Origin of the sequence: Cryobacterium sp. Hh38 (assembly GCF_004403235.1) — a bacterium.
Taxonomy (GTDB): Bacteria; Actinomycetota; Actinomycetes; order Actinomycetales; family Microbacteriaceae; genus Cryobacterium; species Cryobacterium levicorallinum.
The window spans coordinates 75,300-91,664 of record NZ_SOHD01000022.1 but is presented as its reverse complement, the minus strand read 5'-3'; the positions used below and the strand labels follow the sequence as shown (position 1 = coordinate 91,664).

Annotated in this window: 18 protein-coding genes and 2 pseudogenes; 12 read left to right on the top strand and 8 right to left on the bottom strand. The window is 64.5% G+C overall.

Annotation, left to right across the window (positions count from 1 at the left end):
• Nucleotides 1-23 precede the first annotated feature (23 nt).
• Nucleotides 24-326: a hypothetical protein gene (locus E3T41_RS07685; RefSeq protein ID WP_134477964.1), complete on the top strand. Its 303-nt coding sequence runs from the start codon at nucleotides 24-26 to the stop codon at nucleotides 324-326.
• Here the strand turns inward: E3T41_RS07685 and E3T41_RS07680 are convergent.
• A complete protein-coding gene (locus E3T41_RS07680) occupies nucleotides 297-683 on the bottom strand; it encodes a hypothetical protein (protein WP_134477962.1) in 387 nt (128 codons plus the stop codon). The two genes, E3T41_RS07685 and E3T41_RS07680, sit on opposite strands and share 30 nt — an antisense overlap.
• Nucleotides 684-988: 305 nt before the next feature.
• Nucleotides 989-1,822, bottom strand: coding sequence for a Ku protein (locus E3T41_RS07675; protein WP_370257279.1), 834 nt, complete (start codon nucleotides 1,820-1,822; stop codon nucleotides 989-991).
• Between E3T41_RS07675 and E3T41_RS18485 the strand changes: the two genes are divergently transcribed.
• From E3T41_RS18485 to E3T41_RS18985, 4 genes and pseudogenes are all read left to right on the top strand, one after another.
• The gene (locus E3T41_RS18485) at nucleotides 1,785-2,426 is read left to right on the top strand and encodes a DNA polymerase ligase N-terminal domain-containing protein (protein WP_241991073.1); all 642 of its coding nucleotides are present in this window, start codon (nucleotides 1,785-1,787) and stop codon (nucleotides 2,424-2,426) included. The two genes, E3T41_RS07675 and E3T41_RS18485, sit on opposite strands and share 38 nt — an antisense overlap.
• On the top strand, nucleotides 2,345-3,043 hold the full coding sequence (locus E3T41_RS18480) for a hypothetical protein (protein WP_241991072.1): 699 nt from the start codon (nucleotides 2,345-2,347) through the stop codon (nucleotides 3,041-3,043). The genes E3T41_RS18485 and E3T41_RS18480 overlap by 82 nt, the downstream gene beginning before the upstream one ends.
• A gap of 70 nt (nucleotides 3,044-3,113) precedes the next feature.
• Nucleotides 3,114-3,821, top strand: a complete 708-nt coding sequence (locus E3T41_RS07665; protein ID WP_241991071.1) for a phosphatase PAP2 family protein — start codon at nucleotides 3,114-3,116, stop codon at nucleotides 3,819-3,821.
• A 26-nt stretch (nucleotides 3,822-3,847) separates the two neighbouring features.
• Nucleotides 3,848-4,540, top strand: a pseudogene (locus E3T41_RS18985) (phosphatase PAP2 family protein); the annotation flags it as partial.
• Nucleotides 4,541-4,567: 27 nt separating this feature from the next.
• Here the strand turns inward: E3T41_RS18985 and E3T41_RS07655 are convergent.
• The gene (locus E3T41_RS07655; protein ID WP_134477989.1) at nucleotides 4,568-5,371 is read right to left on the bottom strand and encodes a DUF1206 domain-containing protein; all 804 of its coding nucleotides are present in this window, start codon (nucleotides 5,369-5,371) and stop codon (nucleotides 4,568-4,570) included.
• 255 nt (nucleotides 5,372-5,626) lie between these two features.
• Between E3T41_RS07655 and E3T41_RS07650 the strand changes: the two genes are divergently transcribed.
• Both E3T41_RS07650 and E3T41_RS07645 read left to right on the top strand, forming a co-directional pair.
• Nucleotides 5,627-5,941, top strand: coding sequence for a hypothetical protein (locus E3T41_RS07650; protein ID WP_134444602.1), 315 nt, complete (start codon nucleotides 5,627-5,629; stop codon nucleotides 5,939-5,941).
• Nucleotides 5,942-5,970: 29 nt separating this feature from the next.
• The gene (locus tag E3T41_RS07645; RefSeq protein WP_134477960.1) at nucleotides 5,971-6,972 is read left to right on the top strand and encodes a glutathione S-transferase family protein; all 1,002 of its coding nucleotides are present in this window, start codon (nucleotides 5,971-5,973) and stop codon (nucleotides 6,970-6,972) included.
• Between the two features lie 10 nt (nucleotides 6,973-6,982).
• On the opposite strand, the pseudogene E3T41_RS07640 reads toward E3T41_RS07645, so the two are convergent.
• Nucleotides 6,983-7,600 (bottom strand): annotated as a pseudogene (locus E3T41_RS07640) (ATP-dependent DNA ligase); the annotation flags it as partial.
• 95 nt (nucleotides 7,601-7,695) lie between these two features.
• The gene (locus E3T41_RS07635) at nucleotides 7,696-8,529 is read right to left on the bottom strand and encodes an aldo/keto reductase (protein WP_104131700.1); all 834 of its coding nucleotides are present in this window, start codon (nucleotides 8,527-8,529) and stop codon (nucleotides 7,696-7,698) included.
• 272 nt (nucleotides 8,530-8,801) lie between these two features.
• Between E3T41_RS07635 and E3T41_RS07630 the strand changes: the two genes are divergently transcribed.
• The gene (locus tag E3T41_RS07630) at nucleotides 8,802-9,290 is read left to right on the top strand and encodes a DUF427 domain-containing protein (protein WP_092452137.1); all 489 of its coding nucleotides are present in this window, start codon (nucleotides 8,802-8,804) and stop codon (nucleotides 9,288-9,290) included.
• 99 nt (nucleotides 9,291-9,389) lie between these two features.
• Nucleotides 9,390-9,707: a DUF6457 domain-containing protein gene (locus E3T41_RS07625; protein WP_092452140.1), complete on the top strand. Its 318-nt coding sequence runs from the start codon at nucleotides 9,390-9,392 to the stop codon at nucleotides 9,705-9,707.
• Nucleotides 9,708-9,773: 66 nt separating this feature from the next.
• Here the strand turns inward: E3T41_RS07625 and E3T41_RS07620 are convergent, their stop codons facing one another.
• Entirely contained in the window at nucleotides 9,774-12,068 is a 2,295-nt protein-coding gene (locus E3T41_RS07620; RefSeq protein WP_092452143.1) for an FdhF/YdeP family oxidoreductase, read from the bottom strand.
• A 184-nt stretch (nucleotides 12,069-12,252) separates the two neighbouring features.
• Here E3T41_RS07620 and E3T41_RS07615 point away from each other — a divergent pair, with 184 nt between their 5' ends.
• The 3 genes from E3T41_RS07615 to E3T41_RS07605 all read left to right on the top strand — a co-directional run bounded on the left by E3T41_RS07615 (nucleotide 12,253) and on the right by E3T41_RS07605 (nucleotide 13,665).
• Nucleotides 12,253-12,444, top strand: coding sequence for a hypothetical protein (locus tag E3T41_RS07615; RefSeq protein WP_092452146.1), 192 nt, complete (start codon nucleotides 12,253-12,255; stop codon nucleotides 12,442-12,444).
• Between the two features lie 33 nt (nucleotides 12,445-12,477).
• Complete coding sequence (locus E3T41_RS07610) at nucleotides 12,478-13,011, top strand: GNAT family N-acetyltransferase (protein WP_092452148.1); 534 nt, start codon at nucleotides 12,478-12,480, stop codon at nucleotides 13,009-13,011.
• 132 nt (nucleotides 13,012-13,143) lie between these two features.
• The gene (locus tag E3T41_RS07605; RefSeq protein ID WP_104131705.1) at nucleotides 13,144-13,665 is read left to right on the top strand and encodes a UPF0158 family protein; all 522 of its coding nucleotides are present in this window, start codon (nucleotides 13,144-13,146) and stop codon (nucleotides 13,663-13,665) included.
• A gap of 15 nt (nucleotides 13,666-13,680) precedes the next feature.
• Here the strand turns inward: E3T41_RS07605 and E3T41_RS07600 are convergent, their stop codons facing one another.
• Nucleotides 13,681-15,018, bottom strand: a complete 1,338-nt coding sequence (locus E3T41_RS07600) for a DUF3100 domain-containing protein (protein WP_092452154.1) — start codon at nucleotides 15,016-15,018, stop codon at nucleotides 13,681-13,683.
• Nucleotides 15,008-16,243 carry an amidohydrolase gene (locus tag E3T41_RS07595; protein ID WP_233194952.1) on the bottom strand — a complete coding sequence of 412 codons (1,236 nt, stop codon included), beginning with the start codon at nucleotides 16,241-16,243 and terminating at the stop codon, nucleotides 15,008-15,010. Before E3T41_RS07595 ends, E3T41_RS07600 begins: the two co-directional genes overlap by 11 nt.
• Nucleotides 16,244-16,365: the final 122 nt, after the last annotated feature.

The window sequence follows — 16,365 nt, the reverse complement described above, 5'->3', positions numbered from 1 at the left end:
GTGCAAACCGGTTGGATGCGTTCGTGCTCGGTACCAACCGGGCCGTGTTCCACAAGTGGTTCAGCGGAGCCGGGGGTCCCTCGATCACCGGCTACGAGAACATGGGCGGCATCGCCACCTCGCAGCCGCGCGTCGTGTCCTGGGCACCCGGCCGGCTGGACGTGTTCCTCACCGGCACCAACAGCGCGCTGTTCCACAAGTGGTTCAACGACGCTGCGTGGGGTCCATCGCTCACCGGCTATGAGAGCCTCGGCGGCGTGATCACGTCGTTCGACGAGGCCGAAGTGCGTGCCGGTTCAGACACGCTGAACCGGGACACGGACTGACCCCTTCGGCAGCACCGGGTGGGACTGCGTCGAGACGAAATCCCCCTCGGTGATGTCGGGGCGTTCGATGGCCGAGTCAGGCTGGGGCCGTTCCCCGGCCGCGACGTGCGTCAGGGGTTCGCGCGAATCGGACTTCTGGCGCACTTCTGTGTCCGGGGATCCCTCCCGCACATGAATGCGCAAATTCAGCGGACGGATGCCCGCAAGCGCGTCCGCAGGCACGGTCACGGTCACCGGCAACCCCGCAAAGGCATCGGAGTTCGTGTCCGCGGCGAGCGCGGGGATCTCGGTGCGGGAGTGGCCCACGATGGTGCTCGGAGCATCCGCTTTGGACACGCCTTCAATCAGCACCGTCACGGTGAACGGTCCGGTCGGACGCTCCCCCGGTGCGAACTCGATGACGCCGGTGACGGTGACGTTCCTTTCGGTGGGTTCTGGTATGTCGCCATGGTGCCACCGCCCCGAACATCGTGCTCGTCGCCGCGGCAGCGTGCCGCGCGGGACTTGCGCCAGTACGCGGGAGTTCCGCCTCCCGCGCAGCGGCGCAGCTCCCGCGAATCGTGAAGTGGCGGGAAGTCAGGAGGCGGAACGAGCCCGCTTCGCCTTCGCCTTCGGCTTGGCGCGATCCCGGCTGGCTTCGACGCTGCGGCGTAAGGCCTCCATCAGGTCGAGCACCTCGCCGCCCTCGCCATCGTCTTCATCGGGGCGCGCGTCTTCTCGGTGTCGACGGCGTCGCCGCGCTTCAGTTTGGCCTCGATCAGGGCCCGTAATTCATCTTGATAGTCGTCGCTGAAGGCATCTGGCGCAAAATCGGCCGCGAACGACTCCACCAGGGCCGCCGACAGCTCCAGCTCCTTGGAGCTGATGTTAACCCGCATGTCGAGGGACCCGAATTTCGCCTCGCGCACCTCGTCAGCCCAGAGCAGGGACTGCAGCATCAGCACGTCGCCGTGCACCCGCAGCGCGCCCAGCCGGGTCTTCTGCCGCAGCGCGAAGTGCACGATCGCCGTACGATCGGTGGCCTCGAGCGTGCGGCGGAGCAACACGTACGCCTTCGACGATTTGCCGTCTGGCTCGAGAAAATAGCTCTTGTCGAGCATGATCGGATCGATCTGGTCGCTCGGCACGAACTCGACCACGTCAATCTCCTTGCTGTGCTCGGAAGGCAACGACGCTAAGTCCTCGGCGCTGAGCACCACGGTCTGCTCGCCGTTGTCGAAGGCCGTGTCGATGTGGTCATACGGAACGACCTTGGAACACACTTCACACCGACGTTGATAGCGGATGCGTCCCCCATCGGCATCGTGCACCTGGTGCAGCGAGACGTCGTGATCTTCAGTGGCGCTGTACACCTTGACGGGCACGTTGACGAGTCCGAAGGTGATCGCACCGGTCCAGATGCGCGACAAGAGGGACGCGAGCAAGACACCGGAGCCGGTGCCGGCATCCGTTCCGGAATTGCATCCGGGCGAGACCGCCGGGCAGAGTTTCGTCATTCAGGAGCACCACGCCCGCAACCTGCACTGGGATTTCCGCCTCGAACACGACGGGGTGCTGGTGTCGTGGGCTCTGCCGCGCGGCGTGCCGGTGTCGCCGACCCAGAACCGGCTTGCGGTTCACGTGGAGGACCATCCGCTCGAACACCGCAGCTTTGAAGGAAACATTCCGGTTGGAGAATATGGTGCCGGCGACGTCTCGATCTGGGATCGCGGCGACTACGACCTCGAAAAATGGCGCGACGACGAAGTGATCGTGACTCTGCACGGCGAACCCCACGCCGGACTCGGCGGCACCGCCCGGTTCGCCCTGATTCGCACGAGCGCCGGACGCGGGGCGGCGAACAACTGGCTGATTCACCGGATGAAGCCACGCGACGGGGCTGGCGGTTCACACACCAATGCCCGCCCGACCGCCGGGCAGATCGGCCACGCACCACCCAAGAACACCTACTCCCCCATGCTCGCCGCCGCCGGCTCCGCAGCCGACCTCGGCGACGACGACTGGGCGTTCGAGATGAAGTGGGACGGCATGCGGGCCTCGCCTACGTCTCCCCGGCCGAGCAGGGCGTGCGTCTGGTCACCCGCAACGGGCACGATGTGACCGTGTCCTATCCCGATCTCACGACCGATCTACTCGCCGCGCTGGCCACCACCGAAACGGATGCCGCGGTGCTCGACGGCGAGATCGTGGCCGTCGACCCGGGCGGACGCCCCGATTTCGGGCTGCTGCAAACCCGCCTGAGGCTGACCGAGCCGCGGGAGGTGGCCGCTGCGGTGAACAAGACTCCGGTGCAGTTCATGCTGTTCGACCTGCTCGGGCTCGAAGGCATCATGGCCAAACGACAGGATGGCCGTTACAGCGCGGGGCGCCGGTCGCGACATTGGGTGAAAATCAAACACTTCCGCACCCAGGAGGTCGTAGTCGGCAGCTGGCGGCCCGGCAAAGGAAACCGGTCGGGCACGATCGGATCCCTGCTGCTCGGGGTTCCCACCGACGGGGCCTTGCGCTACGTCGGCCGGGTCGGCACCGAGTTCGCCGACCGCGACCTGGCCAGCATCCACACAAGTCTGAAGCGACTGGTGCGCAAGACGACACCGTTCAGTGACATTCCCCCAGCGGATGCCGCCAGCGCGGTCTGGGTGCGCCCGTCCCAGGTCGCCGAGGTTAAGTTCGCCGAATGGACCGCGACCGGCCGGCTGCGTCAGCCGTCCTGGTGAGGCTGGCGTCCCGACAGGACCCCGGGCGAATTTGTCAGCGAATGATGTACGCGCGATCTAGCATTACCCCATGGTGAGTGATCGGCATCCGGAAGGATCGGCGACACCACGCGCGAAACGCATCACGCGTCGGTGGCCGCTGATCAGCGGTCTCGGTGCGCTCGCTCTCACAATCGCCCTCGGCTATCTGGTGCTGCTGCGTGGCACCGCTGACACCATCGATGCCGGGTCACTCGCCATCGACCGGTCCTGGCTCGCCTGGATGGATCGGTTTCGCGGGCCGGCCCTGGACGCGCCAGCGCTGGTGCTGAATTACCTCGGCTTCGGGCTCACGGCGTCGCTGCTGATTCCCACACTGATCGTGGGCGTTCTGCTGCTGGCCCGGCAGTATTGGGCGGTCGGGTTCTACCTCGCAGCGACGATACTCACCGGCGGCGCCGTGCAGGTGCTTAAGAATTTGTTCGGGAGAACCCGGCCCCAGGACATTCTGGTGAGTGTCGATTTTGGGTCGTTTCCCTCGGGGCACGTAGCAAACGCGGCCGTCATGGCCACCATTTTCGCACTCCTATTTTCACGATGGTGGGTCTGGATACTCGGAGCTGCCTACACTCTGGCCATGATGATCAGCCGCACCTACCTGGGAGCGCATTGGCTGACCGACACGATCGGCGCCCTACTGCTCGGCGTGGGCATCGCCGTTGTAGTCTGGGCGCCGTTGGCGGCAAAACTCGACGGCGAACGCCGGTTGTGCGCCGCCGAACATTTGAAACGGCACTGACACTCTTCTACCGAAAGGACGAACAGATGGGCGGTGTCCGGTCCGCAACGGTGTGGCGCACCCTCTACGGAAAGTTTCTCGTCGACGCCCGGCCGCTGTCCACGGCCGCGCGTCGGCAATTGCGCCTGACCGCCATCGCCCTGGCCGGTGTCGGCATCCTGCTCTTCATCGGCGTGCTCATTGACGTGCTGCAACCGGACCGGTCGTCGTTCTACGATTCGCCGGTTCGCGAGTGGCTCGTCGACAACCGCTCGCCGACCCTGACGCTGATCATGATCGGCCTGGCCATCATCTTCGGACCGGTCGCGTTGCCGATCATCGTGCTGGTTTTGACCGTCGCCTGGGGGGTCTGGGGCAAGCACGCGTGGCGACCGCTCCTACTCGCCATAGCCATGCTCACCGGGGTCATTCTGGCGCAGATTCTGGCGCCGCTCATCGCCCGCAGCCGCCCACCGATCGAGCTGATGCTGTTCGGCGCCGACCACTCGTACTCGTTTCCGTCGGGGCACGTTCTCGGTGCTGCCGATTTCGTACTGGTGCTGACTTACCTGGTCGTGTCCCGGCGCCCCGGTCGGCGTGCTGCCATCGTCGGGTTCAGCATCGCGGCGCTCTGCATCGGGGTCGCCGCGATCAGCCGTCTCTATCTCGGCTATCACTGGGCAACGGATGCCCTCGCTTCACTGTCGATCTCGCTCGTCGTGCTCGGCGGGGTGATCGCCTGGGACACCCGCCATGCGTCCCGCGGACTACAACCGGGCGCGGCGGGCGCGAACGAAGCAGTACAGGCCGTAGGCGATCAGTCCGACACCGATCAGGATCAGGGCACTGGTTCCGAACGGCAGGGCGGCGAGCGCCTTGAGCGCCCCGTCGAGCCCGGTGGATTTGCTGGCATCATTGGTGACCGCGGCGACGCCGACGAGGATCGCGGCCACGGCGAGCGCGATGCCCTTGGCGACGTAGCCGACGACTCCGAGGGCGATGACCGCGCGGCCGGCCGATCCGCCCGGCACGGCGAGGTCTGACCGGAACTTTTGCGCTGCACCCTTATAGATGAAATAGCCGCCGACGCCGAGCACGGCCACACCGGCCAGGAACAGCACGATGACGCCGCCCGGCGAGGACAGCAACGACGAACTGGCGCTCTGCGTACTGCCGGCCGAGCTCGACGTACCGCCCCGGGCGAAGGTCAGCGCCGTGACGCCGAGGGCGATATAAACGATGGCTTTGGCAATGTTGGCCAGACGACGCGCCCATTTTCGTTTGGGCTCGTCCTGCATCACGAATGCGGAGACGACCAGCCACAGCCCGAGGGCGAACATGCCGACCACGACGGTCCACAGCAAAAACACCCCGCCCGGGCTCGAGGCCAGCTGGGCGAGTGCCCCGCTTTGGTCGGCGGAGCCGCTGCCCGCACCGATCGCCACGGTAATCGCGATCGACCCGATCAGGATGTGCAGCAGCCCGTTGACGGCGAACCCCAGCCGTGCCAGCAGTTGCAGTGCCGAACTGTTGCTCGCGTCGCGAGCGATGTGTGTCGCCGGTGAATTCATCACGGGCTCAGCCTAGGTCGACACACGCCGTCGCGCGCAGAAATTTTTCTTGGCCGACGTACCGACAAGTCACCGGGTGACGTCGTCCCGAAATTCCGCGTCACCGGGCTCGGAGGCAACCGCAGACGCGGCAGCGACACCGGCGATATTGACCATCCAACTGGTGCCGAGTTTGTCGATTCGGGTGGTCCTGTGATTATCGCCCCGATCGGCGCCTGTGACGAGGTGCCGGGGCCGGGCGGGTACAGTGTCGGCATGAAGCTGATTGCCATCGACCCGCCCACCCGCAGCTTTTCGCGCTGGCTGACCAACGAAGAAATAGCTCGCGTCGTCGCCCACAAGCGCGGCTGGCGTCAGGCGCCCGACGGCAGCGTACTGGCCGGCAAGATTCGTAAAACCCGCATCGCCGACTCCCTCGAATACCTCGGTGCTGCCGTCGTTGCGCACGGCTGGGCCAGCCGGCCACGCACCGAACCGAGCGACAGCAGCGGCCCCACCCACATAATGTGGGGCATCATCGACGCCCGCACCGACGCCGAAATCGCCGAGCAGCTCGGCGAAGCGGTTTAGAAACGGCCCGAGGCGCGTAGCGTGGCACTATGAGCCTGAATCCCAGTTACATCACGCCTGGCCTGGACTTCAACCGCGACACCCATTACATCGAGGACCGCATTACACGGGACGGCCGGGACGGCTGGCCGGTCGAGGCGGGTCGCTACCGCTTGGTCGCAGCGCGGGCCTGCCCTTGGGCGAACCGCACCACGATCGTGCGCCGCCTGCTCGGCCTCGAGGGCGTCATCTCACTGGGCTTACCCGGCCCGACCCACGACAGGAACAGCTGGACCTTCGACCTCGACCCCGACGGGCTCGACCCGGTGCTCGGCATCGAACGCCTGCAGGAGGCCTTCTTCGCCCGTTTTCCCGACTACCCGCGCGGCATCACCGTGCCGGCGATCGTCGATGTTGCCTCTGGCAAGGTCGTCACCAACAACTACCCGCAAATCACCCTTGATTTTGAGACCGAGTGGACGGAACACCACCGGGCCGGCGCCCCCGACCTTTACCCCGAAGCCCTGCGGACCCAGATCGACGAGGTCGCCAACCTAATCTTTCACGACGTGAACAACGGCGTCTACAAGTGCGGCTTCGCGGGCAGCCAGAAATCGTACGAGCGGGCCTACGACGCTCTGTTTGCTCGGCTCGACTGGCTCGAAGAACGCCTGGCCGGGCAGCGGTATCTCGTGGGCGACACGATAACCGAGGCGGACATCCGCTTGTTCACGACTCTGGCACGCTTTGACGCGGTGTATCACGGTCATTTCAAGTGCAATCGAAACAAGCTCAGCGAGATGCCGGTGCTGTGGGCCTATGCCCGCGACCTCTTCCAGACTCCGGGTTTCGGCGACACGATCGATTTCGATCAGATCAAGAAGCATTACTACGTGACCCACGTCGATATCAATCCCAGCGGCATAGTGCCGAAGGGGCCGGATGCCGCCGCCTGGCTGGCACCGCATTCTCGCGCCGATCTCGGCGGCCGTCCTTTCGGCACCGGCACCCCGCCGGAGCCGCCCGTGCCCGGCGAGCGCATCGTGAACTGAACGCGTAGCGCTAGTCGGGGCGACGGGCCCGGCTCGGCTGCACGCGCGGCGGCTCCCCCGGCATCTTGGGAAAGTCCGGCGGAAACGGCAACTCACCCAGGCCATCGGCCAAATCGCTCTCCCACCACGAATGCAGGACGTCGATCGAGCCGGGTTGCTCATGCATGGTCGCCCACGGGTCGCCCTGGTCGCGCAGTCGGTTCGGCACGGTGAGAATCGTGAAGGCGTGCGGGTCGGTTTGGGCGAGTTCGCTCCACTCCAGCGGGCAGGACACCGGCGCGTGCGGCAGCGACCGGGGACTGTAGGCACCGGCCATGGTGCGGTCGCGGTTGGCCTGGTTGTAGTCAATGAAGATGCGCTCGCCGCGCTCTTCCTTCCACCAGTTTGTGGTGACCCGGGTGGGCATCCGTCGTGCTAGCTCACGCGCCGCGCCGATGACCGCGTGCCGCACATCAAGAAATTCGCGGGTCGGGGTGATCGGCGCGAACACGTGCAGTCCGCGATTTCCGGATGTCTTCACAAACGCCATCAGACCAGCCTCGGCCGGCAGGCTCTTCAGTTCGACAGCGACCGGAATGGTGTCGGAGAAGTCCGTGCCCGGCTGGGGATCCAGATCGACGCGCAGTTCAGTCGACCATCAAAACCTGCGCATCCGAGCTCACCATGCGCACACTGTAGCCAGATTTATTGGCAGCGGCAGCCTCCGGCCGCCGCTGCGGCAAGCTACGGGATGTAGTTGAACTCGTCGGGGTTCGGGCCCGTGCGCTCGTCGCGGTTCAGCGCAGTGATGGCGGCGATATCCGCTTCGGTGAGGGAGAAATCGAACAGGGCAAAGTTTTCCTCGACCCGGCTGCGGGTGACCGACTTCGGGAAGACGATGTCGCCCCGTTGCAGGTGCCAGCGCAGGGTAACCTGCGCGGCGGTCTTACCGAGGCGGTCGGCGATCCCGATAATCACCGGGTCAGAGAGAACCGCCCCTTGCGCGAGCGGCGACCAGGCCTCGGTTGCAATGCCGTGCTCGGTGTTGAATGCACGCAGTGAATCCTGCGTGAGGTACGGGTGTACCTCGATCTGGTTGACGGCCGGCACCGTGTCGGTTTCGTCGAACAGGCGCTGCAAGTGCGCCTGCTGGAAGTTGCTCACGCCAATCGTCCGGACGCGCCCGGAGCTCTGCATCTCCTCCATCGCCTTCCAGGTTGCGACGTAGTCGCCGACGGCCGGGAGCGGCCAGTGAATGAGGAACAGGTCCAGGTAGTCGAAGCCGAGTGCTTCGAGGGTACGGTCAAACGCGGCGAGGGCGTCGGCGCGGTCGTGGAACCCATTGTTGAGCTTGCTCGTGACGTAGATATCGGCACGGGCGATACCGGACGCTGCAATGGCCTCACCGACCTCTTTCTCATTGCCGTACATCTCCGCCGTGTCGATGTGTCGGTAGCCGGCCTCAAGGGCGGCGAGGGTCGCCGCTTTGGTCGTTTCTGGGGTGATCTGAAATGTGCCGAAGCCAAGCTGAGGTATGGACGTGCCGTTGTTAAGAGTGAGTGTGGGGACTGTGGTCATGGGTAGATCTCCTCGTTCAAATGTGCCTTGGTCGTGGCATCGCCAACATCTGCCCCGCGTTGCTCTGTCAATTCGAGAATGTCCCGGCTTGCGTACGGGTAGTGGTAATTGCCGGCACGTGTAACCGAACCACGCAATCATCGGGCCTATTCCATGGCTACCCCAACGCAGGGCGCACTAGCAGCCCCCGTCGAGCGCTGAACGAGTGTGGCGCGGCAACGCACAAACTGAATGCCGACGTAGTTCGCAGCTTGCCGCCCTATCATCGGGGCATGATTGAGCCAGTGAAACGCGACCCGGTACGTCTCGGCCAGGAATCAGTGTGGGATTACCCGCGCCCACCTTTGGTTGAACACACCACGGAACACGTCACGATCGAGCTGAACGGCGCGACGATCGTCGACACCAGCGACGTCGTACGTGTGCTGGAAACCAGTCACCCGCCCGTGTACTACCTGCCGCGAAGTGCTTTTGCCGCCGGTCTGCTGAAGCCGGCAGCGGGCCACAGCTACTGCGAATACAAGGGCGTGGCCGGCTACCTCTCGATCGGCTCCAGCCCCCGTGCGGGCTGGTTTTATTCCACACCGTCACCGGGGTACGAAATTCTGGCTGAACGTATCGCCGTCTACCCAGGCGCGATGGACCGCTGCACCGTCGACGGTGAGACGGTGCGCGCGCAGGACGGCGACTATTACGGCGGCTGGATCACTAAGAAAATCGTGGGGCCGTTCAAGGGCTCTACTGGTACCGTGGGCTGGTAGTTCGCCCTTCGATACCGTTGCTTCGCACACAGTTTTCTGGTTCCGGGTATCCTCTCATCAGCCATGCATCCGAGGTACCAGGCAACTGAAGGAGCTGCTGTGACCCACAATGCCGTAGACGCAGACATTCTCAACCAGTGGACCCGCCGTCTCAGCCAGGCCCTCCAGATTTTAGACCTTGACGTAGACAACCACCTCGTTCTCAATGTCGCAGACGAAGCCGCCCATGCGGTCAGCCCGATGGCCGCCCCGATCACAACTTTCGTCGTCGGCTATGCCGCCGGTTTGGCCGCCGCCAACTCGGCGATGGCGTCGCACGCGGCCATCGCCCGGGCAGCGGATATCGTGATCGCTGTCTGCCGGCAGCCCGAGAATGAGGCACCCGACGAAACCGGCTGGGTCAATACTGCTCAGTAGCTCAAACTGCTCAGTAGCTCAAACCGTACAGGAGCTCAAACTGCGCAAGAGCTCGCCCCATCCGCATCACACCTTCGACCGCTCCAATCGGATGATGACCGCCTTCGACACCGGCGTATTGCTGCCGTCGGCGACGCTGTCCAGTGGCACGAGCACGTTCGCCTCTGGATAGTAGGCGGCCGCGCAGCCGCGCGGCGTCGGATAGGCGACCAGCCGGTACCCGCGTAGCACCCGATCGACGTTGTCGCTGAACTCGCTGTGCACGTCGACCAGGTCACCGTCGGCGAACCCGAGGGCGATCAGGTCCTTCTTGTTGATGAACACCACGTGACGGCCCTTCTTGATCCCGCGGTAGCGGTCGTCGAGGCCATAGATAGTGGTGTTGAACTGGTCGTGGCTGCGCAGTGTCTGCAGCACCAGGCGCCCGGGTGGCACCTCGAGGTGTTCGAGGGTGTTCGTGGTCAACATCGCTTTGCCGGTAGGGGTGGTGAACGTGCGCGAATCGCGCGGCCCGTTCGGCAGCACGAACCCGCCGTCTTGCCGGATGCGCTCGTTGTAGTTCTCGCACCCACCGACCACGTGGGCGATGTGGTCGCGGATGCGATCGTAGTTGGCCTCAAATCCGGCCCAGTCGACGGTAACCCGCTCGCCCAGGACGGCACTCGCCAGCCGGGAGACGATGGCAACTTCGGAGAGTAGGTTCGGTGCGACTGGCGTGAGCTTGCCCCAGGACGGATGCACCGCGCAGACTGAGTCCTCCACCGAGACGAACTGCTCGCCGCTGGCCTGCTCGTCGATTTCCGTGCGCCCCAGGGTCGGCAGAATCAGGGCTTCCTCGCCGGTCACGGCGTGGGACCGGTTGAGCTTAGTCGAGATCTGCACGCTCATTTCGGTGCGGGCCATGGCAGCCTCGGCAATGCCGGTGTCGGACATGGCGGCGACGAAGTTACCGCCGAGCCCCATCCACACCTTCATTTTTCCGTCACGCATGGCACGCACGCCGTCGACGGAGTCAACGCCATGCGCACGTGGCGGATCGAAGCCGAACTCGGCCTGAAGGGCGTCGAGGAAGGCGGGCGGCATCTGCTCCCAAATGCCCATGGTGCGGTCGCCCTGCACGTTGCTGTGTCCGCGAATCGGGGAGGCTCCGGCACCGGGCTTGCCGATGTTTCCGCGCAACAACAGCAGGTTGATGATTTCTTTGATGGTCTCGACGCCCTTTTTCTGTTGCGTCAGCCCCATCGCCCAAGTGATAATCACCCGATCGGCGTTGAGGTAGCGCTGCGCAAGTTCGTCAATTTGGGCCGCACGCAGGCCTGTCGCGGCCAGGACCATCCGCTCGTCAAGTTGCGACAAATGTTGCCGCAACTCGGCCAGCCCGTGGCAATGTTCGTCGAGAAAGGCCTGGTCGAGCACTGTGCCGGGGGCGGCCGCATCGGCGTCCAGTACCCGCTTGGAAACCGCCTGCAGCAGCGCCATGTCGCCACCAATGCGAATTTGCAGAAACTGGTCGGCCATGTCGGTGCCGTGACCGATGATTCCGCGCACCCGTTGCGGGTTCTTGTAGCGGCGCAGGCCCGCCTCGGGCAGCGGGTTGACGGCGACGATCTGGGCACCGGCATCCTTGGCTTCTTCGAGCGCCGTGAGCATACGTGGATGGTTGGTGCCTGGGTTTTGGCCCATGATGATGATCAGGTCTGATTTCGCGAAGTCGTCGTAACTGATCGTGCTTTTGCCGATTCCGACGGTCTGGCCCATTCCCCAGCCCGTGGACTCGTGGCACATGTTGGAGCAGTCCGGCAGGTTGTTGGTGCCGTAGGCGCGGGCGAACAGTTGATAGGCGAATGCGGCCTCGTTGGACGCGCGGCCGCTGGTGTAGAAGGCGGCCTGGTTGGGTGAGTCGAGCCCGTTGAGCTTGGCCGCAATTACCCGAAACGCCTCGGCCCAGCTGACCGGGCGGTAGTGGTCGTTGCCAGCCGGCTTGTACACGGGTTCGATCAGCCGACCCTGCATGCCGAGCCAGTATTCGCTCTTCTCGCGCAGGTCGGCCAGCGAGTGCTCGGCCCAAAAGGTGGTGGGAATTGTGATCGGTGTGGCCTCCCAAGTGACGGCCTTGGCACCGTTTTCGCAGAATTCGAAGGCCTTGCGCTGGCCCGGGTCGGGCCAGGCGCAGCTCATACAGTCGAAGCCGTCCTTCTGGTTCATCGAGAGCAGAGCCCGCATCCCCCGCCGGGCGCCCATCTGAGTGATCGCCGGTTCCATCGAGTGCAGCACGCCCGGAACGCCAGCCGCCCAGGCCTTGGAATGGGTGACTTCGATGTCGTCGTCGGTGACGTCGTCGATTGGTGGGTCGCTGCTCATTGGGGTGCCTCTCTCCTCGGGGATCACGAGCGCCGGGGCCGTGTTGTCGGCCAGCCACTCGCTCGTCGATGGCACGATACACCGGCCGGGCCCGGGGCATCCGTTTCGGTCAGTCTGCATGAATTCGCATGTTACCCCGAGGTGTAAGTATTTACGTCACATCCCCGAGTGAATGGCCGCCAACATGTGCAGAGGGGTTACCTGCAAGACCGGCCAGAAGACCACCCGGGCCGGGTGCGGCCAGCACGTCGACCAGGTGATGAAGAATGTGCCGCGCAGCCAGCGCTGCGAAGGCCACGTCAAGGTGAAGGTCACCGGCGGCTTCTTCGCGCGAATGTTCGCCTGGCCACTGGATCAGCGCGCGCTGACGGGGTGAGGGAGGCCGGGGTGCGGGCGATATCGTGGGGCAATGAACACCCTGACGTTTCGCCGCGCGACCAACGACGACATTCCGGCCCTGCTGGAGCTGGTGACGAACGCCTACCGCGGCGAGGCCAGCCGGGCCGGCTGGACTACAGAGGCCGACCTCATCGATGGGCAGCGCATCGACGCTGACCTGCTGCACGCGGACCTCGATCGCCGCAACAGCCTCGTCATTCTCGCTGAACGCGGCGTCGATCTGGTCGGCTGCGCCCACATCGCCAAAGACCTGGGCGACACCGCCTATTTCGGCATGTTCGCCGTGCGCCCGACGGGCCAGAGTCAGGGTGACGGCACGCGGATCCTGGTCGAGGCCGAACGCCTGGCCGTGGCCGAATGGGGTTCGACCGTGATGATCATGACCGTCATTGGCCTGCGCGACGCCCTCATCGCGTTCTATGAACGACGCGGCTATCGTCGCACGGGCGTGCGGAAACCCTTCCACGTCGACACGCGATTCGGCGTGCCCAGGCGCGATGACCTGCACCTCGAGGTACTCGAAAAGGGACTGCGGCGCGGCTAAATACGTCGCCCGTATACTCGGCGCACCAGCTATGGCGGGCGCGCCGACCCGGAGTTAGCGCGGTCAAGGCGGGGGCAGTCGGAATCGCACTATTTGTGCCCCTGCCCGCCGAATTGCGGCCACTATGGGGGCATGACTATCGAACAGCCGCGGCACCGCACCCTGGCCACCATTGACCTGGACCTGCTGGTGATGACCTTGGGCAACGGTGAGGGTGGCTACTACAACGCCGCGACCGGGGACATGCTGACCATCATGGACGGCGATGTCATCACGGGCGACGCCGAAGACATCGATCTTGACGACCCCGCCTGGATTGGAATTGGAGCTGAGGACTCCCGTGACAAATACCGGGATATGTCCGATTTTGCGGACGCCGTCACCGATCCCGTCATCGCCGACCGCTTGGCCCGAGCGTTAAACGGTGCCGGAGCATTTCGCCGCTTCACGAACACGGTGCAGGAGGCAGAGCCCAGGCTCGACCTGATTTGGCACCGTTTCGCCGAGGCACGCGCCGTTTCACGGGCGATCGATTGGCTGGTCGACAACGATCTGTGCGATGAAATCGAAGCCGCCCTCGCCGTGCAGGAACGAGCCGACCAGGCTGAACGGGCCTTGGGCGAGGCTGCGCGCTGGGTCTGGGACCGTTCCTGACGGCATCCGTTACTGCTACCAGAAACCCAGGGAGAACTCGGCGAAGACGGTGGAGAGCACGAACGAGGCCGTGATCGCCACGAGTCCAACGGGAATGATTTTCCAGCCGATCCGCTTCAGCAGGGGCATATCCTTGCCGAGGCTCAGCCCCGCACTGACGAGCACGACGGTCGCCAGGGACAGAAAGTCGACGCTGGTCACCAGAGCTGTGAGCAGCTCGCCGACCGGAGACCAAGGGCTGGAGATCAGCGCTCCGATGGTCGTTGCCCAGACAATCGCCGAAATCTTTCGCGAGACCTTCGCCAGAAACATGCTCACCAGAATCAGCGCGACCATGATGGCGTAGCCGCCGACGATGCTCCAGGAAAAGGACTTTGCGGCCACCGACGCCGTCGCGATGCCGACGATGGAGAGCACGCTCATTGCCAGCCAGATCGGGAGTTTCACCGGCGCGGCGGCCTCCGCAGCGGCTTCCCGGAACCGACGGTTCTCATCGACGGTGGTGGCATCCACTGCCTGCTGCTGATCGACCTGTTTCCGAGTTAACAGCCGGTAGAACCGGTCGGCGAGCGGCAGGGCGATGTAGATGCCGACGTAAACGCCGAGGACCGTGGTGATGAGGTTGGACACCGCGGCCATGGCGAGAATCTGCTCGGCCTGCGCCGGAAACTGGGCCACGATGCTCGCTGCGGCCGCGGCCATCATCGACCCCGACCCCACCCCGGCGCCCATGGCGAGGGCAAGGGGGTCGAAGATATCGGCTGAGGTCAGTAGCGACGCGAGCAGGCTGATGTACACGGCACCAAACAGCGTTCCGAACACATACATCGCGAGCACACCGCGATACTGGTCGGAATCGGGGCCGTACTTCTCACTGACCATAGCGAAGGCCGGTTCGCGGTCGAGCGAAAATGTGGCACCCACGGTGGATTTGCCCATGCGCAGCAAGACCGCGAGCGGCAAAGCGAGGGCGACCGTGCCCAGCAGATGACCGATTTCCTGCACCAGCAGGGCTGGCCCGGCGTCGAGCAGCAGGGGAAGGCTCGGACCGATCGAGAATGCCAAACGGGCAACGAGAAGCATCACGGCGATGCCCACGAACGCGTTGGCGATCTTTTGCAGGTTCAGCCCGAGCGGCTTGATTGTCTGCACCGACACCACGGCACCGATCAGAATGGCCCAGACCATCGGAAAAATGATGATGGTTCCAACGCCGAGGTCGATCGTCAGGGAACCGATGGCCTGACTTCCCACCGCGATGATAAATGCCAATGCAAGGATCGGCCAGGCATTTTTCAGTCGAACGGATGCCGACCGCTCGGCGGGCTTGGTCGGCGTGACGCTAGTGTTCATCGGATTCCCCAGTGGTCTGCGCGGTCGAGCGCGATTGTGCTGCGGCGATGAAAGTCTCGCGCTGCACTGTGTCGGTGCTGACGCCGAGCACCGTCCACGCCATCGCGATGGCGGATTCGAACATGATCTCGTAGGCCTCCGGAGTATCAGCGACGGCCGCAAATCCGTGCGAGTGAATGGGAACCTGAGCCCCTGGGATGCCCACCCAGGGGTGAATGCTGGGGATGATTTGGGAAATGTTGCCCATGTCCGTTGACCCACCGCTCAACCCCGCCGATCGTTCAACGTTGCGCCCGAAGAACGCCATGCCCTCGTTCCAATGGGCGCACAACACCGCGTCCTGGAGCAGCGGCTCGTAGAGGGGTTCGGTCTGCTCGAACTCCAGCGTCGCCCCCGTCGCCAGCGCGCCAGCCTCAAAACACCGACGAACGCGCACGAGGAGCGCCTCGTACTGAGTCAGGGTGAAAGCTCGGCATTCAAATTCCACCACCGCAGTGTCGGGAATGATGTTCGTCGCAAATCCGGCCTCAGAAACATAGAGAGCGATTCGGTGATCGCTGGGAATCTGCTGACGCAGCAGCCCCACCGCCACCTGCGACAACACTGCGGCATCCGCAGCGTTAACTCCCAGATGTGGTGCCGCCGCAGCGTGAGCGGCTGTGCCGCGGAACGTTGCCCGGTATCGGCCGACGGCCTGGCTCGTCGTTCCTTCCGGGTTGTAGGACATTCCGTCCTGAACGGGGTGGGTCATCATGGCGACTCCCACTCCATTGAACACGCCGCGTTCCAGAAGCACAACCTTGCCACCGCCGTGCTCTTCGGCTGGAGTTCCGATCACCCGCAGGGTGATGTCGAGGTCATCCACGAGCGGGAGCAGGGCGAGTGCGGCCGCGACGCTCGCGCCGGCGATTATGTTGTGGCCACAGGCATGGCCGATGTTGGGCAGCGAGTCGTATTCGACGCAGACGGCCACCGTCAGCGGTCCGCTTCCTGCGGTCGCCACAAAAGCTGTCCCAAGGTCGGCCACGCCGCGTTCTACCGCGAATCCCGCTTCTTCAAGTCGGGCCGCGACCAGAACGGATGCCCGGTGCTCCTGAAAGGACAGCTCCGGGTCGGCATGAATGGTGCGGCTCAGCTGGAGCACGTCGGCGGCCACGGACGCGACCTGTTTGACGACGTCCGACCTCAGCCCGGTCGTCTCGGCGAGCATGGCGGAGAATTCCACGGGTAATTCCGATCTGGCGGCCCCCGGCCGCCGGTTCTGGTCGCGCCGATGCCGACACTGATTCGTGGCATCCGCTCTGCAGAGCCTATTACGTCGGGACGTTCTCGCTTTTACTGGACGGA